19 protein-coding genes are annotated in these 20,360 nt (G+C 72.8%); 13 read left to right on the forward strand and 6 right to left on the reverse strand.

Going from position 1 to position 20,360, the window contains the following annotated elements; translation table 11 throughout:
- Positions 1-75 precede the first annotated feature (75 nt).
- The 4 genes from ABZX30_RS15225 to ABZX30_RS15240 form a co-directional block, all read right to left on the reverse strand.
- The gene (locus tag ABZX30_RS15225) at positions 76-1,167 is read right to left on the reverse strand and encodes an NAD-dependent epimerase/dehydratase family protein (protein WP_355933506.1); all 1,092 of its coding nucleotides are present in this window, start codon (positions 1,165-1,167) and stop codon (positions 76-78) included.
- Between the two features lie 65 nt (positions 1,168-1,232).
- Positions 1,233-1,997 carry an SDR family oxidoreductase gene (locus tag ABZX30_RS15230; protein ID WP_355933508.1) on the reverse strand — a complete coding sequence of 255 codons (765 nt, stop codon included), beginning with the start codon at positions 1,995-1,997 and terminating at the stop codon, positions 1,233-1,235.
- A gap of 124 nt (positions 1,998-2,121) precedes the next feature.
- The gene (locus ABZX30_RS15235) at positions 2,122-2,832 is read right to left on the reverse strand and encodes a ScbR family autoregulator-binding transcription factor (protein WP_355933510.1); all 711 of its coding nucleotides are present in this window, start codon (positions 2,830-2,832) and stop codon (positions 2,122-2,124) included.
- Positions 2,833-3,059: 227 nt separating this feature from the next.
- Complete coding sequence (locus tag ABZX30_RS15240; protein ID WP_355933513.1) at positions 3,060-4,064, reverse strand: ScbA/BarX family gamma-butyrolactone biosynthesis protein; 1,005 nt, start codon at positions 4,062-4,064, stop codon at positions 3,060-3,062.
- Between the two features lie 363 nt (positions 4,065-4,427).
- Here ABZX30_RS15240 and ABZX30_RS15245 point away from each other — a divergent pair, with 363 nt between their 5' ends.
- The 7 genes from ABZX30_RS15245 (at position 4,428) to ABZX30_RS15275 (ending at position 11,948) form a co-directional block, all read left to right on the forward strand.
- The gene (locus tag ABZX30_RS15245) at positions 4,428-4,616 is read left to right on the forward strand and encodes an acyl-CoA carboxylase subunit epsilon (RefSeq protein ID WP_355933514.1); all 189 of its coding nucleotides are present in this window, start codon (positions 4,428-4,430) and stop codon (positions 4,614-4,616) included.
- 131 nt (positions 4,617-4,747) lie between these two features.
- Positions 4,748-6,340 (forward strand): acyl-CoA carboxylase subunit beta, encoded by a 1,593-nt coding sequence (locus ABZX30_RS15250; protein WP_355933517.1) that lies wholly within the window; start codon positions 4,748-4,750, stop codon positions 6,338-6,340.
- 69 nt (positions 6,341-6,409) lie between these two features.
- Positions 6,410-7,024: a ScbR family autoregulator-binding transcription factor gene (locus tag ABZX30_RS15255; protein WP_355933520.1), complete on the forward strand. Its 615-nt coding sequence runs from the start codon at positions 6,410-6,412 to the stop codon at positions 7,022-7,024.
- 267 nt (positions 7,025-7,291) lie between these two features.
- Complete coding sequence (locus tag ABZX30_RS15260; RefSeq protein WP_355933522.1) at positions 7,292-8,161, forward strand: AfsR/SARP family transcriptional regulator; 870 nt, start codon at positions 7,292-7,294, stop codon at positions 8,159-8,161.
- A gap of 164 nt (positions 8,162-8,325) precedes the next feature.
- Positions 8,326-9,078 (forward strand): acyl carrier protein, encoded by a 753-nt coding sequence (locus tag ABZX30_RS15265; protein ID WP_355933525.1) that lies wholly within the window; start codon positions 8,326-8,328, stop codon positions 9,076-9,078.
- Positions 9,079-9,096: 18 nt separating this feature from the next.
- Positions 9,097-11,112, forward strand: coding sequence for a beta-ketoacyl synthase N-terminal-like domain-containing protein (locus ABZX30_RS15270; protein WP_355933528.1), 2,016 nt, complete (start codon positions 9,097-9,099; stop codon positions 11,110-11,112).
- Positions 11,109-11,948, forward strand: a complete 840-nt coding sequence (locus ABZX30_RS15275; protein ID WP_355933531.1) for a 4'-phosphopantetheinyl transferase superfamily protein — start codon at positions 11,109-11,111, stop codon at positions 11,946-11,948. The genes ABZX30_RS15270 and ABZX30_RS15275 overlap by 4 nt, the downstream gene beginning before the upstream one ends.
- A gap of 12 nt (positions 11,949-11,960) precedes the next feature.
- Here ABZX30_RS15275 and ABZX30_RS15280 read toward each other — a convergent pair whose 3' ends face one another.
- A complete protein-coding gene (locus ABZX30_RS15280) occupies positions 11,961-12,998 on the reverse strand; it encodes an AfsR/SARP family transcriptional regulator (RefSeq protein ID WP_355933534.1) in 1,038 nt (345 codons plus the stop codon).
- Entirely contained in the window at positions 12,995-13,807 is an 813-nt protein-coding gene (locus tag ABZX30_RS15285) for an alpha/beta fold hydrolase (protein ID WP_355933535.1), read from the reverse strand. The genes ABZX30_RS15280 and ABZX30_RS15285 overlap by 4 nt, the downstream gene beginning before the upstream one ends.
- A 304-nt stretch (positions 13,808-14,111) precedes the next feature.
- Between ABZX30_RS15285 and ABZX30_RS15290 the strand changes: the two genes are divergently transcribed.
- From ABZX30_RS15290 to ABZX30_RS15315, 6 genes are all read left to right on the forward strand, one after another.
- Positions 14,112-14,933 (forward strand): AfsR/SARP family transcriptional regulator, encoded by an 822-nt coding sequence (locus ABZX30_RS15290; protein WP_355933538.1) that lies wholly within the window; start codon positions 14,112-14,114, stop codon positions 14,931-14,933.
- A 257-nt stretch (positions 14,934-15,190) separates the two neighbouring features.
- Entirely contained in the window at positions 15,191-15,979 is a 789-nt protein-coding gene (locus ABZX30_RS15295; protein ID WP_355933540.1) for an alpha/beta fold hydrolase, read from the forward strand.
- The gene (locus tag ABZX30_RS15300) at positions 15,976-17,241 is read left to right on the forward strand and encodes a beta-ketoacyl-[acyl-carrier-protein] synthase family protein (protein WP_355933543.1); all 1,266 of its coding nucleotides are present in this window, start codon (positions 15,976-15,978) and stop codon (positions 17,239-17,241) included. Before ABZX30_RS15295 ends, ABZX30_RS15300 begins: the two co-directional genes overlap by 4 nt.
- Positions 17,238-18,464, forward strand: coding sequence for a ketosynthase chain-length factor (locus tag ABZX30_RS15305; RefSeq protein ID WP_355933546.1), 1,227 nt, complete (start codon positions 17,238-17,240; stop codon positions 18,462-18,464). The genes ABZX30_RS15300 and ABZX30_RS15305 overlap by 4 nt, the downstream gene beginning before the upstream one ends.
- A 254-nt stretch (positions 18,465-18,718) precedes the next feature.
- Positions 18,719-18,982: an acyl carrier protein gene (locus tag ABZX30_RS15310; RefSeq protein ID WP_355933548.1), complete on the forward strand. Its 264-nt coding sequence runs from the start codon at positions 18,719-18,721 to the stop codon at positions 18,980-18,982.
- Positions 18,983-19,015: 33 nt separating this feature from the next.
- Positions 19,016-20,263, forward strand: a complete 1,248-nt coding sequence (locus tag ABZX30_RS15315) for an FAD-dependent monooxygenase (RefSeq protein ID WP_355933550.1) — start codon at positions 19,016-19,018, stop codon at positions 20,261-20,263.
- Positions 20,264-20,360 lie beyond the last annotated feature (97 nt).

Below are 20,360 nucleotides of genomic sequence, written 5' to 3' on the forward strand. Positions count from 1 at the left end.
GGCGCGACCCCACCGCCCCTCGGTGGGACGGAGGTGCCTGTGCGGCCGGCTTCAGTGCGGCCGCACAGGCACCCTTCATGAGCGGGCCGGAGCGGTTCGACCGCGCGCGGAAGCCGTCGAGCCGTTCCCGGCGGGGGAGCCGGTCTGCTTCCTTCGGACGCCGGCGTGCAGGTGACGCGCGTACCAGGAGGCGCAGGCCGCGAAGCGGTCCTCGAAGCCCGGGCCCGGATTCAGGCCGGTACGGCGCCACACCCGGTCCGTGTCGAACCAGTTGTCCTCGGTGAGCAGGGCGTACTGGTGGTCGGAGAGCTCCGGCATCGCACTCCTCACCAGCGACCGGTGGTCCTCGAGCGATATCCGCTGCGCTTCCGGCAGCCGCAGCAGGACGCGCATACGGGCGCACAGGCGGTGCATGGACAGCGGCCGGGGGTCGGCGACGTGGTAGGTCTCGCCGCCGCCGGGCTGCCCGGCCAGGGCGACGACGACCCGGGCGAGGTCCTCGACGGCGATCACGGAGGAACGGGCGGTGGCCGGGGCCGGCCAGGACGGCACCTGCCGCAGGAGCCGGGCGAGGGTCGGCACGAACCAGCGGTCGCCCGCGCCGTAGACGAGATGGGGGCGCAGGACGATGCCGCCCTCGGCGCGCACCTCGTCCTCGGCGCGCAGGCGCGTGGTGCTGGCCGGGGAGACAGGCGCGGGCCTGACCTGCCCTTCACGGGGGCCCCGCTGGGGGCCCATCCCGTAGACGGACGCCGTGCTGACATAGACGAAGTGCCGCACCCCCTGCCGGCGGGCCTCGTCCAGCAGGGCGCGCGTGCCCATGTGGTTCACGGCCCGGCACTGCTGCGGGTCCCGTCCCACATAACTGGCCGCGTGCACCACCGTGTCGACTCCCGAGCAGATGCCCTCCAGGCTGGCCGGTTCGGTCAGGTCGCCGACCACATGCCGGATCCGGTCGGTTCCGGCCGTCGGCTGCGCCCCGCGGGACAGGACGCGCGGGCGGGGCCCGTCGTCGGGCGATCGGCGGGAGCGCAGCAGCTCCCTGAGTACGGCGCTTCCGATGAATCCCGTGCCGCCCACCACCAGGACCTGGCCGAGGGCGTTCGTCCTGGGGGCCGTCACGGCGTTCGGGTTTTCGGGGCGTTCGGCATGCCGAGCAGCAGTCATCCCTGACCTCCTGGTGTGCGTGCCATTCGTGGCGAAGGATGTGAGCCGGGTGGGCGGTGACGCGGTCAGAGACGGGAGCCGCCGCTGGCGTCGAGGCACTGCCCGGTGATCCAGCGCGACGCGTCCGCCGCCAGGAAGGCGACGATCTCGGCGATGTCGGACGGCAGGCCCACCCGGTTGAAGACGGACCAGGCGGCGAGCGCCGCCCTGTTCTCCGGGGTGGTCCGCTTCTCCGCGTTCATGTCGGTCTCGACGAAACCGGGGCTGACCGCGTTCACCGTGATGCCGCGCGGCCCGAGTTCCTTGGCCAGGGCCAGGGTGAAGGTGTTCAGGGCGCCCTTCGTCATCGAGTACACGACGGACTCGGGGTAGGCGACCCGCGTGGACGCGGACGACACATTGATGATGCGGCCGCCGTCGCGCAGGTTCTTCAGGCCTCGCTGGACCAGGAAGAGCAGGGACCTGGTGTTCACGGCGAAGAGTCGGTCGAACAGTTCGGGCGTCACTTCGTGGATGCGCGCGGATCCGCTGATTCCCGCGTTGTTGACCAGGATGTCGATCTCGGGCCCCGCCCCCTGCCGCGCCAGCTCGTCCTCGAGCCGGGCGTACAGGGACTCGACGTCGCCCGGCACGCCCAGCTCGGCACGGACGGCGAAGGCCCGTCCGCCCTCCTGGGCGATCAGGTCCAGGGTCCGCTGCACGGCCGTCTCGTTGCCGCCGTAGTGGACCGCGACCAGGGCATCCTCCTGCGCCAGCCTGCGCGCGATCCCCCTGCCTATCCCGCGGCTGGCGCCCGTCACGAGAGCTGTCTTCCCCACCAGTGCACCCACGTTTCCACTCCCCCTTGTCGCAGGTCACTCGGGCATGGCCGCGGTCAGCCTGCCCGCTTCCTGTAGCAACGCACCTGCACCTGTACGGCCGGTGGACGGCAGGGTCCGCGGGGGATCCGGGACCTCAGGCGGTCTTCGGCGCGAGGTGGTCCAGCTGCACCATTCCCTTGCTCAGTAGTGCGGCCTCGTGTTCTTTCGTCAGCCGCACGGCTTCCTCGTACACCTCCGCTCCACGGGAGGCGGACATGTGCAGCGAGGCGATGACCGAGGGCTGCGCCACGCTGGGCAGCAGAAGGCGCATCAGGTCGCTGACCCGGTCCAGGAGGTCCGAGTAGTCGCTGAGCGCCTGGGACATGGACTGAACGCCACCGAAGGCGCCCACGATCACGTTCGCGGTCTCCTTGGTCGTGATGTGGGGCAGCAGTTCGCCCTGGGCCTGTGCCTGGTCCAGCAGGTCCTGGGCGAGTTCGCTCCAGCGCCGGAACGGGCCCGCCCGGTCCAGGCTGGTGGCCCGCTGGTCCATCGACAGGCGCACGCTCGCGCGCACCATGGGATCGGTCTGCAGTCGGTAGGCGTGCAGCATCGAGGCGTCCACGATCTCCTGCACCTTGCAGGCCCGCGCGGGGATGATGAATCCGCTGTCCTGCTCGTTGAGCACGCCCTGGGCCAGCTGCTCCTTGGACTGGAAGTGGAAGTACAGAGCGCCCTTGGTCACGCCCGCCTCGGCGAGGATCTCGCTGATGGTCGTGGCCTCGTAGCCGTATTCCTCGAAGATCTTCGCCGCCGCCCGGAGGATGGTCTGTCGTGTCCGGATGGCCCGGTCCTGCTTCGCCATTACGGCCTCCTCCATCTGGCAAGCCCAAAAAAACCGTCTAGTTTGTATATTACAGATGGCTGGGCTCGACGCAGTCCTCCGGGCCGTACCAGATGCAACGGACTGCTGAAAACGACCGGCGGCGAGGGGAGAGGCGGATGACTCACGGTGCTGCGGATGGGGCAGGCCTCCCGTGAACGGTGTTCCCTGTCCTTGAAAGGCCTGACCTGCGGCGGCGGTCCGGCCGGTCACTCCGTGATCGACGCCATGGTCACCGTGGACCGGAACACGGACACCCCTTGCTGATGGGCGGTCACCAGCACGGAGTCCTCGCGGTCCGTGCGGCCCGTGACGAGGCGGCAGGCCTCGATCATGCAGGGGGCGTCCAGCTCGACGTAGCGCGTGAACTCGCTGGTGATGTCGAACGGCAGGGACGCATGGCCGAGGGTCGCGGCCGCGGCCTGGCGGGCGGCCTCGAGCAGCACCATGCCGGGTACGTGGTCGACCATGTGCTCGAAGAGCACGGGATGGCGGGTGTCCACCCTCAGCTGCCAGCGGTGCGACTCGCCGATGGGGGAGAGGACGACGTCCATGGGGGAGGTGCGTCCGACGAGCTGCGGGGGTTCCGGCGCCGTCAGTCCGATGACCTGCGGCCGGCCGTTCTCGGGGAGGTGCCGGGCGCGCAGCCGCTGGTAGACCTTGGGGGCGATGGTCGTCAGGGAGCCCCCTCCCGTCGCGGCGAGGCAACCCTCGCGGTGTATCTCCACCGAGATGCGGAACCCCACCAGTTCGTCACCGCGCCACTTCACCTCCGAGCAGGTGACACGGAGGTCGAGCGTCGCGGGGGTCCAGTCGACGCGGATGTGCTGCGGGTCGACGTTCACGCTGAGGTCGCTCACCAGGAAGTGGTGGCCGAGGGGGACCTCGTATTCGGCGTGCGCCAGCAGGATGCCGGCCTGGCGAATGGTTTCGGCGGCGATCAGCGGGTCGTGGCAGCCGTCCACGTTGGCGAAGAAGCTGTGTCCGCGAGGCCACTGCGCGGCGACGGTGAAGCGGTCGTCGTCGAGGCGTGACCAGTCGGTGAGCATGACCTCGGAGACGCTGGCGCGATGGACGAATTCCTTGGGCACGGTGGTGGTGAGGGAGGGATAGCGGAAGGCCCCGCTCCCTGAGGACACCGCCGTGTCGTGCTCGGAGCGCGCCGCGCTGGGTATGGCGCGGTCGATGCGGAACGTGCTGATGCTGGCAGACATAGTTCCCCCTGGGCCGCGTGGCCTGATTTGTGAGGGGCAGCTCCCTCGGCATGTGAAGATACATACCAACCGGTTTCGTTTCCAGAGGGGGCGGGCCGTCCTGCCTGCAGGAAATGGAGCGCTTTGTTCCGTATGTGGCGGAGCGAAACAGCCGTTCCGGCTGGATCTTGCCTTCGACCGGCCGTTTCGAGGCTTCGCGGGGTCGGTGACCGGGTGGCGGACCTCCCTGTCGGACGGAAATTTTTTGCCATTCCATGGGGTCCGGGGGTGGCTCGTCCCGGGGGTCTCGAGTTGTCTCGTAGCGGTCCTTGAGGGGTTTGCCCGACCGTGGCCCAAAGCCCGAGAAAAAGGGGAATCGGTCGGATGAAGAGCGGAGAAACATTGCTCCGGGTGGAGCGCGGCAACCCTGACGACGTCGAACTCGCCGCCCTCACCGCGGTGTTGTGCGCGCTGCAGGCGGGCGGACAGGTGACGGGCGAGGAATCGCCGATGTCGGGCTTCCGTTGGTGGCGAGGGGCCGCTGCCTACATCGCCCCCGACAGCTGGCGCTGACCCGGCGGCGCGACCCTCGAAATTCCTTCACCTTTGCATCACATTACAAACCGCACATGCGGTTTGTTATAATGTTCTTCAACGGACCCGGGGCGGGACCTCCTCGGCCTTGTCCCAGGAAGGGACCTCACATGGCAATGACGACTGCCCCGGCGCCGACCGGGACGGCGCCGACCGGCATACGCGGGCGCGTGGCCGAACTGCACATGATCCGCGGCCAGGTGCTGACCGGACCCGGTGAGAAGGCGACCGAGGCGCAGCACGCCAAGGGCAAGCTGACCGCCCGTGAGCGCATCGAACTCCTCCTCGACGCGGGTTCGTTCAACGAGGTCGAGCAGCTGCGCCGGCACCGGGCGACCGGGTTCGGGCTGGAGGCCAAGAAGCCGTACACGGACGGTGTGATCACCGGCTGGGGCACGGTGGAGGGCCGTACGGTCTTCGTGTACGCGCACGACTTCCGGATCTTCGGCGGTGCCCTGGGCGAGGCCCACGCCATGAAGATCCACAAGATCATGGACATGGCCATCGCCACCGGGGCACCGCTCGTGTCCCTCAACGACGGCGCCGGTGCCCGCATCCAGGAGGGTGTCTCCGCCCTCGCCGGGTACGGCGGCATCTTCCAGCGCAACGCCAAGGCGTCAGGGGTCATCCCGCAGATCTCGGTCATGCTCGGCCCCTGCGCGGGCGGCGCGGCCTACAGCCCCGCCCTGACGGATTTCGTGTTCATGGTCCGTGACACCTCGCAGATGTTCATCACCGGCCCCGACGTCGTGAAGGCCGTGACCGGCGAGGAGATCTCGCAGAACGGCCTCGGCGGCGCGGACGTGCACGCCGCGACCAGCGGGGTGTGCCACTTCGCCTACGACGACGAGGAGACCTGCCTCGCCGAGGTGCGCTACCTGCTCTCCCTGCTCCCGCAGAACAACCGCGAGGCCCCGCCGAGGGTGCTCGGCTCCGACCCCGCGGACCGGCGCTCGGACGTCCTGCTGGACCTGGTGCCGGCCGACGGCAACCGGCCCTACGACATGGCCCGGGTCATCGAGGAGATCGTCGACGACGGCGAGTACCTGGAGGTCCACGAGCGCTGGGCGCGGAACGTCGTCTGCGCGCTGGCCCGGCTGGACGGACAGGTCGTCGGCATCGTCGCCAACCAGCCGCAGAGCCTCGCGGGTGTGCTGGACATCGAGGCTTCGGAGAAGGCTGCGCGCTTCGTTCAGATGTGCGACGCTTTCAATATTCCGATCGTCACGCTGCTGGACGTCCCCGGTTTCCTCCCGGGTGTCGACCAGGAACACGACGGGATCATCCGGCATGGCGCCAAGCTGCTGTACGCCTACTGCAACGCGACGGTGCCGCGGATCTCACTCGTCCTGCGCAAGGCGTACGGGGGCGCGTACATCGTGATGGACAGTCAGTCCATCGGTGCGGACCTCACCTACGCCTGGCCGACGAACGAGATCGCCGTGATGGGCGCGGAGGGTGCGGCCAACGTCATTTTCCGCCGTCAGATCGCCGCGGCCGAGGACCCCGAGGCGACGCGGGCACGCATGGTCAAGGAGTACAAGTCCGAGCTCATGCATCCCTACTACGCGGCGGAACGCGGACTGGTGGACGACGTCATCGATCCCGCGGACACCCGCGGGGTACTCGTTCGTTCCCTCGCGATGCTCCGCACGAAGCACGCCGACCTGCCCTCGCGCAAGCACGGCAACCCGCCGCAGTAGGCCGCGGCATCAGGAACGAGACGAGGGCCGGCCGGTGACGCACCGGCCGGCCCGGTCAGGAGAACCTTCATGGTGAAACAGGAGCGTGCCGTGCGCACGCGGCAGGCCTTGGTGCGAGCTGCCGCCCAGGTGTTCGCACACGACGGGTTCGTCCTGGCGTCACTCGCCTCCATCAGCAAGAGGGCCGGAGTGAGCAACGGCGCGCTGCACTTCCACTTCGAGAGCAAGCAGGCGCTGGCCCGTGCGGTGGAGGAGGAGGCGGTTGCCGTCGTCCGCACCATCGTCGACCCGGCCGAGGGCGGCGGGCCGGACCCGCTGCGGCGGCTCATCGACGCCACCCATGCCCTGATGGCACGGCTGGACCAGGACATCGTGGTCCGGGCCGGTTTCCAGCTGGGGAACGGTGCACCGCGCCGGGAGGACGCCGTGGACCTGCGCGGACTGTGGCAGAGCTGGGTCGAGGAGGTGCTCGAGGAGGCCGAACGCGAGGGCGTTCTCGCCGTGGGCGTGTCCGCGCCCGACGCGACGGTCGCCGTGGTGGCGGCGACGGTGGGCTTCGAGCAGCTCGGCGCGGACGACCGTATGTGGCTGTCCGAGGCCACGCTCCAGCAGTTCTGGGACCTGCTGCTGCCCCGGCTCGCGTCGGCCGAGGCCCTCGACGGGCTGCTGTCCAGCCGAGCGTAAACAGTACGGGTGGTCTGTTATATGGTCATCGGCTGCTCGAGTCCCGGTCGAGCCCCCCTGGAGCCTCGCCTCGGAGCCGGTTTCCGCAGCGTGCTGTCCAGTGGGTGACGGCAGCGTTTTTACTGGTGGTGTGAGGTCTGGCCGGACTTGAGGGCCGGTCTAGCGGCGGACAATAAAACAGTCTGGACGGTTTGATGTTGACAAACCGGCCATGCTGTTTTGTAATCGTAGAGCCGGACACCACAGAAGAAACCAGGGGGAGACGGCGTGGACATCGACGTACTGGGCGCACTGGACGTCCGGGAGAACGGGGTGTCGATCGCCCCGACGGCACCGAAGCCTCGGCAGGTCCTCACCCTTCTGGCGCTGCACGCCGACCAGGTGGTGCCGGTCGCCGGACTGATCGAGGAGCTGTGGGCGGGCAAACCGCCGCGCAGCGCCCGCACCACCCTGCAGACGTACGTGCTGCAGCTGCGCGAACTCATCACCGTCGCGCTGGCGAAGGACACGCCCGGCGGGGCCGTGCCGGCCCGCAGTGCCAAGGAGGTCCTGGTGACCTCGCCCGGCGGCTATCTGCTCGTCACCGGCGGCGGCACCAGCGACCTGCGGGAGTTCGAGCGGCTGGCGGGCACGGGCTACCGGGCCATGGACGCGGGGGACTTCCCGGGCGCCGCCCGCAAACTGCGCGAGGCACTGAGTCTGTGGACCGGCTCCGCCTTCGCCGACGTACAGACCGGTGCGCAGCTGCAGATGGAGGCCAAGCGGCTGGAGGAGAGCCGGCTGTGCGCTCTCGACCAGCGCATCGAGGCCGACCTGCGGCTCGGCCGCCACCGCGAACTCCTCGCCGAGCTGACCGTGCTGACGAGCCGTTACCGCACCCACGAGAACCTGCACGCCCAGTTCATGATGGCCCTGCACCGCTCGGGCCGGCGCGGTGAGGCGCTCGACGTCTACCACCGGCTGCGCGGCACACTCGTGCGCGACCTGGGCCTCGAGCCCTCGGCGCGGCTGCGCCGGCTGCAGCAGTCGATCCTGATGGCCGCACCCGAGACCCCGCTGGCCACGGACCAGCGGATACCCGCGACGAACCAGCTGCCACCGGCCGGAGCGGACCGGGGGCGTATGGCGCAGGTGTGAACCGACGACGGGGTCTCACTCCTGCGGAGTAGGCGCAGGGGACGGGCCCCCTCCCACGAGCCATCTCGTGGGCCCGGGTTCACCACGGACGGCGATGTACGGCCGCACCGCCGAGCGGACAATCTTCCACGGCAGACCGGGACCGACCCTTGGAGAAGCCCACCATGACCAGCGACCCGCGTACGGCCTCACAGCCGGCGTTCCCGGCGCCCGGTGGTGCCGACCTGCTCGGCGAGCTCATCACCGTGCTGGCCGACGCCCTGGGCGTCAAGGCCGAGGCGATCGACCCCGAGCAGCCCTTCCAGGTGCTCGGCCTGGACTCCATGCTGACGGTCGAGTTCGTGGCCGTCGTCAACGCCCGCTACGGCACCCGCGTCAAGGTCACGGCCCTGTACGACCACCCGACGCCCGCGGCGTTCGCCCGTCATGTGGCCACCCGGCTCGGCGTCCTGGGCCCGCCGCCCGCACTCGAGCCGGCACCCGGGCCCGCACCCGGGCCCGCGCCGGCGGCCGGCGCGGAGCAGGTCGACGACGTGCTGCGCAGGGAGCTCGCCCGGATCCTGTGCTGCGAGCCGTGGGACATCGACGCCGACGCCGCCTTCCACCTGCTCGGCCTCGACTCGATCCTCGGCGCCGAGTTCGTGGCCGTCGTCAACCGCACCTACGGCCTCGACGAACGGGCCGTGACGCTCTACGACCACCCGAGCCTGAACGCCATGGCCGCCTACGTCGCCTCCCGCACCGGTTCGCCGGCCGCGGCGCCCGCCCCGCGGCCCGTACCAGGTCCGGCACCGTACCTCCCGGCACAGGCGGGCGGGCCGCGCTCGGCGGACCTGGAGGCGCTGCTCGACGCGGTCCGCGACGACCTGCTCGGCGTCGACGAGGCGGCCGCCCTGCTGGCGGCGCGGGCTGCCTGAGACGGAGCGCACGGCGGCATGGACAACAGGGAGATCCTGACCCGATTCAAGAACGGCAGCCTGGACCGGCAGAGCGCGGTGGCACTGCTCACGGGCGGGCCCCCGGCCCCCGCGGAGCCGGGGCCGCCCGCCGTGGACGCCCCCGCCGTGGACGCCCCCGCCGTGGACGCGGCCGCCGTGGACGCGGCCGTGGGGGCCGGCGCACCGGCGGCCGCCGGTACTCCCCCGGCCGTCGACGCGCCGCCGAAGAGCGCGGCCGCAGCTCCGCAGCCGGTGGTGGAGGACCGTGGAGGCCCTCCCGGCGTGCGTGACGGGATCGCCGTCATCGGCATCGCGGGCCGCTATCCGCAGGCCCCGGACCTGGAGACGTTCTGGCAGAACATGCTCGACGGGCGGGACACCGCGGCCGCCCCGGCCGGACGCGAAGCGCCGGGTGCCGAGGACCGCGGCCACTTCCTGGAGCACGTGGACCAGTTCGACGCCGCGTTCTTCCGGCTGACCGACCGGGAAGCCGCCCTGACCGACCCCCAGGAGCGGCTGTTCCTGCACACCGCCTGGCAGACGCTCGAGAGCGCCGGCTGCACCGGGGCCCGGCTCGACACCCTGATCTCGCGGGACGGCCGTCCGCGCAGCCTCGGTGTCTATGTCGCGGCCGGCTCCCGCGACTACCTGCTGCTCGCCGCCGGGCAGTGGGCACCCGGACGCGGCGCCCTGCCCGCCGACGGCCACTGGAGCCTGCCCAACCGGCTGTCGGCGCTGCTGGACCTCAGCGGGCCGAGCCAGTGCGTCGACACCGGTGAGTCCTCTTTCCTGGTGGCCCTGCACCAGGCGCTCGGCGCGCTGCGCGCGGGCGAGTGTGCGGCGGCCCTCGTCGCCGGCGTGGACCTGCGCCTCCATCCCGCGCGCCAGGTGCCCGGCGGGGGCGAGGGGGTCGGTGCGGTGCTGCTCAAGCCGCTCGCCGCGGCGACCGGGGACGGCGACACCGTGCACGCCGTGGTCCGCTCCAGCGCGGTCGCTCACCTCGGCCGGAGCGGGTACGGCGACCTCGGCGGGGGCGTGCACGACGGTGCCGTGGAGCTGCCCGTAGCCGAAGACGGCACGGCCTGTGACGACCATGACCGAGGAGTGGACGGTGGAGCGGCGGGACCGTCCGCCGCCGAGGGCGGCACGCTGTGCGAGACCGCCCGGACGGCGCGGGGCAGCGTCGGGGCGGCCGGGACCGCCACCGCGGCCGCGGCACTGACCCGGGCCGTGCTCCAGCTCCGCCACGGCACCGTCGTCGCCGGGCGGGACGGGGACGGGCGCTGGGAGCGGCCCCGGCGGGCCGACGGGGCCGAACTGCCCCGCAGGGCCCGGGTGGTGGTGCGCGGCTCGGGCGGCACCGAGGCGCGGGCGATCCTGGAGGAGTACCTGCCCGCCACCGCCCCGGAGGCGGACCGGGTCCGGGGCGCCGTGGCGGAGGAGGACAACGGGGAGCCCCAGCTGGTGCTGCTCTCGGCGCCCACCCCGGACCATCTGGTCGACACCGCGCGGCGGCTCGCGCACTGGCTCACCGCGCGCGGCCGCCCGTCCGGACCCGAGTCCGACCTCACCGCGCTGGCCCGGGAACTGCGCTCCGGGCGCGCCGCCCACGACTGCCGGCTCGCGGTCACGGCCCCGAGCGCCGCCCAACTGGTCACCGCCCTCGACGACTTCGTGCACGACCCGCGGGCCGCCGCGGACCGCGCGCGGCAGCCGGGACCGGTGCGCGGGCTCGCCCGCACCGGCGACACCCGGCCGGGACGCGACCGCCCACCCCTGCCACCGCTCCTCGACGACCTGCCGGAGACCCGCGACTACCTGACCGCTCTGTGGCACGGCCACCGCTTCGAGCAGCTGACCCGGCTGTGGCTGGCCGGCGTCGACGTCACGCGGGCCGCGATTCCGGCCGGGCCGGTGGTGCCGCTGCCCACGAGCGCGCTGCGCCCGCGGTCGCTGTGGCTCGCGGGGGACGGCACGGCCGGACCGGACCCGGCGGCGGAGCGGACCCGGTGACGGTCACCGCACAGCACCGGGAGGTGGCCGCGCCCAGCCCGGTGAAGCTGTGGATCTGTGCCAACGACGATCTGCCGCCCGCCATCGCCGGGGTGCTGGCCACCCACTGGCTCGACGAGCACGAGCAGCAGATCGCGGGCCGGTTCCTGTTCGAACGGGACCGACGCCAGTACCTGGTCGCGCACACCCTGGTGCGCCGCGCGCTCGCGCTGGAGGCGGGACTGGCCGAGGCCGAACTCGTCATCTTCCGCTCCTCCCGGGGGCGGCCCTTTCTGCAGACGCCGGACGGCGGACTGCCCCGGGGCGGACCCGAACTCGATTTCAACCTCTCCCATGCGAGCGGCTACAACCTGCTCGGCGTGGTGCGTGGGCACCGGATCGGCGTGGACGTCGAGCGCCTTGACCGGGACGCGCAGGCCATCGACACCATCGTGGAGACGTTCGCGCCCGAGGAACAGCGGTGGGTGGCCAGGGCCGCGCAGGGACGCCCGCGTGACCGGCGCGTGCTGCGACTGTGGACGCTGAAGGAGGCCTACTCCAAGGCGCGCGGCCTCGGACTCGGGCTGCCCTTCGACGAGTTCGCCTTCGACCTGGCCGAGGACCGCGGCGTGCGCGGATTCCGGCCGCCCCCGGACGATGCGACGGGACGGTGGCGGTTCGTCGAGCTGGAACCCGTACCCGATGTGCTGGCCGCCGTCGCGGTGCAGGCCGCCGACGGGCAGGACCCGGTGCTGCAACTGCACCACGGATTCCCCTGGGGCCGGGCCGCACCGCGCCGGATCGCGCTGCCCGAGCCCCTGCACGGCACCTCCGCGGCCGGGGATGCCGCGCGCTGAGCGCCGAGCCGGTCAGCGGCGGGGGGCCGGTGGCAGGGAGTCGGCCGGAGTGGGCCGGTCCGCTGCCAGAGCCTCGAAACGGCTTGTCAGTTCCCGCAGTTCGCGGGACAGCTCGGTCAGCCGCCTGCCGATGCGCCTCATCTCGGCCTCCCTGGCCGCCGCGCCGTCGCGGTCCGCGCGCTCCGGGAAGCGGTCCGTTCCTCCTGCGTGGCCCGGCCGTTGTGGTGAGGCGGGGAAGGGGGGCGGGCCCGGGGCGTGGCGCAGCAGGGCCTCGCGGCGGCCGCGCAGGGAGGGACCGGGCGCCACGCCGAGTTCGCTGGCGAGACGCAGACGGACCCGTTCGTAGACCGCGAGCGCCTCGGAGCGGCGGTCGGCCTGGTGCAGGGCCACCATCAACAGATCGGAGAAACGTTCCCGCAGGGGGTGTTCCTCCGCCAGCCGCTCCAGCTCGCCGGTCACTCCCTCGGGCCGGGACGAGCGCAGCCGGGCCTCGTACAGCGCCTCCAGCACCGTCAGCCGCTGCTCCTCCAGACGGTCGGCCTCGGCCGCGCAGACCGCGCTGCCAGGGCAGTCCGCCAGCGCCGGGCCGCGCCACAGCGACAGCGCGCGGTCGAGGAGTTCAGCGGCCCGGTCCGGGTCCTCGGCGGCGACGGCACGGCCCTCGGCCGACAGCCGACGGAAGCGCTCGGCATCGGTGGTCGCCGTCCCGAGCCGCAGGACATAACCGCCCGGGCCGGTGGCGATCCATGCGTGCGCCGGGACGGTGGCGGCCGGCGGGTGCGGCAGGGGGGCGTCGGTGACGGGTGGGTGCAGCAGGCGGCGCAGCCGGGCGATGTGTGCCTGGACCGCGTTGGCCGCGCGGCGCGGTGGGTCGTGGCCCCACAGTTCGTCCGCGAGCCGCTCGGTGGTGACGGTGTGGCCCGCCTCGGTGACGAGCACCGCGAGCAGGACCCGCTGTTTGGCGCCCGGCGGCACGACACGCCACCCGGTGCGCGGGTCGTGGACCTCCACCGGTCCCAGGACGCGGAACTCGGGGCCCGCGCCGCTCATCGCAGGCCCGCGGCGGCCCGCCCGGACCGCAGGGCGCCGCGGACGTCGGCGGTGACACGGCCGGCGAGCCGGGCGGCGGCGTCGGGGCCGTCCTGGAAGTAGAAGTGGCCCCCGTCGAAGACGTGCAGGCCGAGGAAGTGCTCGGTGTGCTCGGCCCACGAGGCGACCCGCGCCGGGAGCGCCGCCGCATCCCGCGTGCCCGCGAACGCCGACAGCGCCACTGGCAGGGGAGCGGCGGGCGGGGCCGGCCGCCAGGTCCGCAGCAGTGTCAGATCGGCGCGGATCGCCGGCGCGAACACCTGCCACAGTTCCTCCGTCCGCAGCACCTGGGCGGGGGTACCGCCCAACGCGGCCAGCGTGCGGCGCAGTTCGGCGTCCGACAACTCGCCGGGGTGCGGCGGGGTCGGCTCGTCCGTGTGCCCCCGCGGGGCTCCGCAGGCCGAGACCCCCAGCCATACGGGTGCGGGGGCGCCCTCGGCGAGGAGCCGGCGGGTGAGCTCGTATGCCACGAGGGCGCCCATGCTGTGGCCGAAGAACGCGAACGGAGTGCCGTTCGCGGACAGTTCCGGCACCAGCCGGTCGAAGAAATGGCCGATCAGGGCATTGCCGTCGGTGAGCGGGGCAGCGTCCAGCAGCGGGCCGTGGCCCGGAGCGTCCAGTGCGCGCACCTGCCAGCCGACGGGGAAACGATCCGGCCAGTCCTGGTACGTCAGGCTCGACCCGCCCGCGTGCGGGAACACGAACAGGCGCAGCCCGTCGCGCGGCTCGGACCCCTGGTCGTGGCCCGGAGCGGGGCTGGTGAATTCCATCCTGTCTCCGTCCGTTTCTCCGTCCGGTCTCATTTCGCGCAGCGGTTTGCGAGGGTGTACGGGACTGCCTCGACGATACCGCCGCAGGCGCGCCACCAGCGGAATCAACAGTTCGATTCAAGCGTTCGTGCAGGTTCCCCATAGCGGATCGGCTGCCCTCGGCAACACCGCGCTTGGAAGCCGGCTAAAGGTCCGCTACAGAAAAATGCTTGACAAGGACGGACCCCGCTAGCGTGCGAGCCGGTGCAGATTTCTGGCCAACGAAAGGAACTGGACAGAGAGCTCGACCACTACGGAGGAGACCGTGAAGATTCAGGTTCTGGGTCCGTTGAGTGCCGAGGTCAACGGGGGGTCGATCGTTCCTACGGCGGCCAAGCCACGGCAGATTCTGTCGCTGATGGCGCTCTACCCGGGGCGGGTCATACCCGTCCCGATGCTCATGGAGGAGATCTGGGGGAGCGAACCGCCGCAGAGCGCGCTCACCACGCTCCAGACGTACATCCTCCAGTTGCGCAGAAGACTGGGCACCGCGATGGGGCCCAGTGCGCCGGGCAGCGCCAAGGAGGTGCTGGCGACCCGGCACGGGGGATATCTGCTGCAGATCCCCGACGGCAGCGTGGACGTTCACGACTACGAGCGGCTGATGAGGGAGGGGCAGGCCGCTTTCGAGGTGGGGAACAACGCCGTGTCGGCCGAGCGGTTCCGGGCGGCACTCGACCTGTGGTCGGGACCGGCGCTGGTCGACGTACGCGTCGGACCGATCCTGCAGATCGAGGTGTTGCGACTGGAGGAGAGCCGGCTGGTGACCGTGGAGCGGCGCATAGACGCCGACCTGCGGCTCGGCCGGCACGCCGAACTCCTCGCCGAACTGACGGACCTGACGGCGCGGCACCCGCAGCACGAGGGCCTGCACTCGCAGGTCATGGTGGCGCTGTACCGGTCGGGGCGGCAGGCGGCCGCGCTCGAGGTCTACCGCAAGCTGCGGGTGCGGCTGATCGACGAGCTGGGCGTCGAGCCCTCGCCGCAGCTGCAACGGCTGCATCAGGCGATGCTCACCGTGGATCCGCAGCTGGACGTACTGGCGGGACCGCGGCGCAGCTCCACGTTCGACCTGTTCGCGGCGTGACGCGGGGCGGGGCCCCCGTCATCGCCCGCAGGAGCGCGGGCCGTCTCCCGCGACACCTCCTGCCCCCGGGGCGGCGTACACCGGTACCACGCCGGTGAACGCCGCCCCTTCGGCGTTCCCGGCCGACCGGTGGGGCAGACGGTGGGCCGAGCGGAGACCGACGGGTTCTCGAGTGCTTCTCCAGGGGGGTTGGTCAGCCTCGAAAGGCGATGGGGCGCCTCTTGCGGGGCGGTGATCTCGGGGAAGGGAGTCGCGGTATGGGCGACGGGCGGCCGGTGACTCTCTACTGTTTCGCGCACGCCGGAGCCGGTGTCGACTGCTTCCACCGGTGGCCCCTTCTCACCGGGGCGGGTGTCGACGTCGTGCCCTTGGTGCTGCCGGGCCGCGGGCCCAGGCGGCGCGAGGCCCCGGCGGTCGGACGCGCTGAGCTCGTCGGGGCCCTTCTCGAGGTGTTCCGGCGCAGGGGGCCCGACCAGGGGCCGTTCGCGCTGTACGGGCACAGCCTCGGAGGCCTCGTCGCCTACACGCTCGCCCGGGTGCTCGCCGACAAGGGGCTGCCCCAGCCGTCGTTCGTCGGCCTCGGCGCCACTCCGACACCGGACCGGCCGCCCGCCCTGATCGACGCGGCCGACGCCCCCGCCGACGAACTGCTGCGGCACCTGGCCGAGCTGGGGGCGCTGCCCGGCGAGGAGGCCATCGCACCGGGCGGGGTGTGGCACCGGGCCGTGCTGCCCGTCCTGCGCGACGACCTGCGCCTGGGCGCCGCCCTGCGCGCCGCCGCCGTCGACCCTTCCACCGGCGGGCCGCTCGACGTGCCGCTGCTCGTGCTCGGCGGCACGGACGATCCCGCCGTACCGGTGGGGTCGCTCGAGGGCTGGCGCCGCTGGAGCACCGCTGAAGTCGCCCTGCGCACCGTCGCCGGCGACCACTTCTTCGTACGGGGGACCCGGGCGCCCGGGACGGTGGGGCGCGCCTGCCGTGTCGTACGGCGTCTGCGGCCCGAAGTCCCGCCGCCCGTCCGGACCACTGTGAGGAACAGCCGATGAGGCGTGTCGTCATCACCGGGATCGGTGTCGTCGCCCCGGGAGCGACCGGAACCGTGGCGTTCTGGGATCTGCTCACCTCGGGCCGCACCGCCACCCGTCCCATCTCCCTGTTCGACGCGACGGGCTACCGCTCGCGCATCGCCGCCGAGGCCGACTTCGACCCCGCCGACCACGGCTTCGGCCCCGAAGAGGCGCAACGGCTCGACCGGGCCGCCCAGTTCGCGCTCGTCGCCGCCCGCGAGGCGCTCACCGACAGCGGCGCTGCCGACGGCCTCGACCCGCTCCGCACCGGGGTGACGCTCGGCAGCGCCGTCGGCTGCACCACCGGACTCGACCGCGAGTACGCCGTCGTCAGTGACCGAGGCGCCCACTGGAACGTCGACCACACCCGGGCCGTACCGCAGCTGTTCGACTACTTCGTGCCCAGCTCGATGGCGGCCGGCGTCGCCCGGGACGCCGGCGTGCAGGGGCCCGTCGCCATGGTGTCCACCGGCTGCACCTCCGGGCTCGACTCGGTCGGGCACGCCGTCGAGCTGATCCGGGAGGGCAGCACCGACGTCATGCTCGCCGGGGCCACCGAGGCGCCGATCTCCCCGATCTCCGTCGCGTCCTTCGACGCCATCAGGGCGACCAGCCCGCGCAACGACGAGCCGGAGACGGCGTCGCGGCCCTTCGACCGCAGCCGCAACGGGTTCGTGCTGGGGGAGGGGTCCGCCGTCCTCGTCCTGGAGGAGGCCGAGCGGGCACGGCGGCGTGGGGCGCGGGTCTACGCCGAGATCGCCGGGTTCGCCAGTCTCAGCAACGCCTACCACATGACCGGCCTGCGGCCCGACGGCAACGAGATGGCGCGGGCGATCGGGCGGGCCCTCGACGAGGCGCGCCTCGATCCGTCCGCCGTCGACCACGTCAACGCGCACGGGTCCGGCACCAAGCAGAACGACCGTCACGAGACCGCCGCCCTGAAGCAGAGCCTGGGCACACGGGCGTACGAGATTCCCGTCAGCTCCATCAAGTCGATGATCGGGCACTCGCTCGGCGCGATCGGCTCCCTCGAGGTCGCCGCGTGCGCCCTCGCCATCACCCACGACACCGTGCCGCCCACGGCCAACCTGCACGACGCCGACCCGGCCTGCGACCTCGACTACACACCGCTGACCGCCCGCGAGCACCGCACCGACACCGTCGTCAGCGTCGGCAGCGGGTTCGGGGGCTTCCAGAGCGCCATGGTGCTCACCGCCCCCCGGCTGAAGGAGGCCGCGTGACCGGCACCGTCTCGGTGGCCCGGGCCACCGCCGTGTTCACCGGCGTCGGGATCGCCGCCCCCGGGGGGCTCGGGACCGCGGCCTGGTGGGCCGCCGCGCTGGTGGGCCGCAGCGCCCTCGGACCCGTCACCCGCTTCGACGCCTCCGGCTATCCGGTGCGGCTCGCGGGCGAGGTACGTGGCTTCGCCGACGAGGAGCACGTGTCCGGCAGGCTGCTGCCGCAGACCGACCGGGTCACCCGGCTCGCCCTCGCCATGGCCAAGGAGGCCGTCGAGGACTGCGGAGCCGACCTGGAGGCGCTGCCCGAGTACGCGGCCGGCGTGGTCACCGCGAGCTCGGCCGGCGGCTTCGAGTTCGGCCAGCGCGAACTGCAGGCCCTGTGGCACCAGGGCAACAAGCACGTCAGTGCCTACCAGGCGTTCGCCTGGTTCAACGCCGTCAACACCGGCCAGATCTCCATCCGGCACGGCACGCGTGGCGCGAGCGGGGTGCTCGTGTCCGAGCAGGCCGGGGGCCTCGACGCCGCCGCGCAGGCCCGCCGCCAGCTCCGCAAGGGGGCGCGGCTCGTCGTCACCGGGGGCGTCGACTCGGCGCTGTGCCCGTGGGGCTGGACCGCGCATCTCGCGGACGGCGCCCTGTCCACGGTCGACGACCCCGAGCACGCCTACCTGCCCTTCGCCGCCGACGCCTCGGGGCACATCGCCGGGGAGGGCGGCGCGATGCTCGTGCTGGAGGACGGCGGGAGCGCGCGGGAGCGCGGGGCGCGGGTCTACGGCAGTCTCGCCGGGTACGCCGCCACCTTCGACGGCGCCGACGAGGCCCGGCTCGGGGACGCCGCCCGGCTCGCCCTCGCCGACGCCGGGGCCGAACCCGGCGACATCGACGTGGTGTTCGCGGACGCGGCGGGGGAGCGGGACGCCGACCGGGCCGAGGCCGAGGCGATCACCTCGCTGTTCGGGCCGTACGGCGTGCCCGTCACCGCGCCCAAGGCGATGACCGGACGGCTGCTGGCGGGCGGTTCCGCACTCGACCTCGCGGCCGCGCTGCTCGCCCTGCGCGACCAGGTGATCCCGCCCACGCCCGGTACCCGGCGGCCCGCCGCCGACTGCCCCCTCGACCTGGTCACCGGCACCCCGCGCGGCGGCGCCCTGCGCACCGCCCTGGTCCTGGCGCGCGGACGCGGAGGCTTCAACTCCGCGGTGGTGCTCCGCGCGGCCGACTGAGCCACGGGCCGGCCGGGCCACGGCCGGTCCCCCTCCGGCCGTCTCCCGGCGGCCGGCCCCGGCCGGACGGCCCCTCGGCCGCCCCCGGCCGACCGGCTCCCGGCCGGCCACCTCCGACACCTTCGGCCGGCCCCGGCCGGCCCGGCCGCACCTGACTGGCTGGCCCGGCCGTGGCGGCCCGGCCGTGGCGGCCCGGCCGTGGCGGCCCGGCCGTGGCGGCACCGCACCACCCGTAACCCACCGAGGAGAACATGATGGAGCGTCTGGAACTGAGCGACCTGGTCACGCTGCTGCGCGAGTGCGCGGGCGAGGAGGAGTGGACCGACCTCGAGGGGGACATCCTGGACACCCCGTTCCTCGATCTCGGATACGACTCTCTCGCGATACTGCAGACCACCGGCCGTATCGAGCGGGACCACGGCATCACGTTCGACGAGGAGGCCATCGACGAGGCCGAGACGCCGCGCCAGTATCTGGACCTCGTCAACGAGCTGCTCTCGGCCCGGGCGGCGGTCTGAGCCGTGGGCCCCTCCCGGTGGCGGGACACCACCATGCACACCGATGTGCTGGTCGTCGGCGCGGGCCCGGCCGGGCTCGCCCTGACCCTGATGCTGCTGCGCTCCGGCATCCGCGTCACGCTCGCGGAGCGGGCGGGTCCGTCCTCGTTCTCCCGCCGTGACTTCCACGGCGAGATCCTCCAGCCGGGCGGCCAGCTCGTCCTCGACCAACTGGGCGTGCTCGCGAAGGCGTCGGCGCGCGGCGCCCGCACGCTCGACGGTTTCCAGGTGCTGCGGCGCGAGAAGGTGCTCCTCGACATCGACTACCGGCACCTTCCCGCACCCCACAACCGCCTGCTGGCGCTGCCGCAGTCGCACCTGCTGGCCGAACTCCTCGCCGCGTGCGAGCGGTTGCCCGGCTTCACCCACCTCGACGGCCACCGCCTCGGCGCCCTGACACAGGACGCCGGCCGTGTCACCGGAGCCGTGGTCGCGCGGTCCGGTGCCCGACGGGTCGAGGTCCACGCCTGTGTGGTCGTCGGTGCCGACGGGCGGTTCTCCAAGACGCGGGCGCTGGCCGGGATCGACGCCGGGCGCCGTGAGGTCTTCGACCAGGACGTCGTGTGGTACACGTTGCCCGCGGCCGGGCGGTCCACGGGCCGGGTGCGCATCCACCGGGCCGGGAAGGCAGCCGTCCTCGTCCACGACACCCACCCCGACCGGCTGCGGATCGGCTGGACCCTGCCGCACGGCAGCTGGAACCAGGTGGCCGCACGCGGCATCGACGCGGTCAGGGACGAACTGAAGGCCGCGCTGCCGCAGTTCACGGACCTGCTGCACGAGCACCTGACGAGCCTGTCCGCGCTGTCGCTGCTCGACGTGTTCGCCGCCCAGGCCGAGACCTGGACGCGCGACGGGCTGGTCCTGCTCGGCGACGCCGCCCACACCCACGGCCCGCTCGGCGCCCAGGGCATCAACCTCGCCCTCCAGGACGCCGCCGTCCTGCACCCCGTACTGGTCGAGGCCCTGGCGGCCGGGGACGTACGGCGTGAGCGGCTCGCCGCCTTCGAAGCGCAGCGGCGGCCCGTCGCCGACGCCGTGACCCGGATGCAGCGCGTGCAGTCCATGGCGTTCTTCGGAGTGGGCGGGCCGGTCGCGGAGTTCATGCGGGCGCGCGCCGCGTCCGTGGTCACCCGGACCCCGGCCGGCGCGCGCCTCACCTCCCGCATCGCCTACGGCCGCACCCCCGTGCGCGTGCGCACCGACCTGTTCGTCGCGGCCGGCGGGCGCCGGGCCGCCTGACCGCCGGCGCGGCGGGCGGGACGACCACCGGCGAACACGGCGCGGCCACCGGGCAGCGGCAGCCCGCCGGAGGCGGGCGGACAGGCGTTGAGCGCCA

The organism is Streptomyces sp. NPDC004542 (assembly GCF_040610035.1).
In the GTDB taxonomy this organism is placed as follows: Bacteria; Actinomycetota; Actinomycetes; order Streptomycetales; family Streptomycetaceae; genus Streptomyces.

What these genes read in the sequence shown, in the direction of transcription:
- ABZX30_RS15225 (WP_355933506.1), bottom strand. Translation starts at nt 1,167, where the DNA reads ATGACTGCTGCTCGGCATGCCGAACGCCCCGAAAACCCGAACGCCGTG.
- ABZX30_RS15235 (WP_355933510.1), bottom strand. Translation starts at nt 2,832, where the DNA reads ATGGCGAAGCAGGACCGGGCCATCCGGACACGACAGACCATCCTCCGG.
- ABZX30_RS15240 (WP_355933513.1), bottom strand. Translation starts at nt 4,064, where the DNA reads ATGTCTGCCAGCATCAGCACGTTCCGCATCGACCGCGCCATACCCAGC.
- ABZX30_RS15245 (WP_355933514.1), top strand. Translation starts at nt 4,428, where the DNA reads ATGAAGAGCGGAGAAACATTGCTCCGGGTGGAGCGCGGCAACCCTGAC.
- ABZX30_RS15250 (WP_355933517.1), top strand. Translation starts at nt 4,748, where the DNA reads ATGGCAATGACGACTGCCCCGGCGCCGACCGGGACGGCGCCGACCGGC.
- ABZX30_RS15255 (WP_355933520.1), top strand. Translation starts at nt 6,410, where the DNA reads ATGGTGAAACAGGAGCGTGCCGTGCGCACGCGGCAGGCCTTGGTGCGA.
- ABZX30_RS15265 (WP_355933525.1), top strand. Translation starts at nt 8,326, where the DNA reads ATGACCAGCGACCCGCGTACGGCCTCACAGCCGGCGTTCCCGGCGCCC.
- ABZX30_RS15270 (WP_355933528.1), top strand. Translation starts at nt 9,097, where the DNA reads ATGGACAACAGGGAGATCCTGACCCGATTCAAGAACGGCAGCCTGGAC.
- ABZX30_RS15280 (WP_355933534.1), bottom strand. Translation starts at nt 12,998, where the DNA reads ATGAGCGGCGCGGGCCCCGAGTTCCGCGTCCTGGGACCGGTGGAGGTC.
- ABZX30_RS15285 (WP_355933535.1), bottom strand. Translation starts at nt 13,807, where the DNA reads ATGGAATTCACCAGCCCCGCTCCGGGCCACGACCAGGGGTCCGAGCCG.
- ABZX30_RS15295 (WP_355933540.1), top strand. Translation starts at nt 15,191, where the DNA reads ATGGGCGACGGGCGGCCGGTGACTCTCTACTGTTTCGCGCACGCCGGA.
- ABZX30_RS15300 (WP_355933543.1), top strand. Translation starts at nt 15,976, where the DNA reads ATGAGGCGTGTCGTCATCACCGGGATCGGTGTCGTCGCCCCGGGAGCG.
- ABZX30_RS15310 (WP_355933548.1), top strand. Translation starts at nt 18,719, where the DNA reads ATGGAGCGTCTGGAACTGAGCGACCTGGTCACGCTGCTGCGCGAGTGC.
- ABZX30_RS15315 (WP_355933550.1), top strand. Translation starts at nt 19,016, where the DNA reads ATGCACACCGATGTGCTGGTCGTCGGCGCGGGCCCGGCCGGGCTCGCC.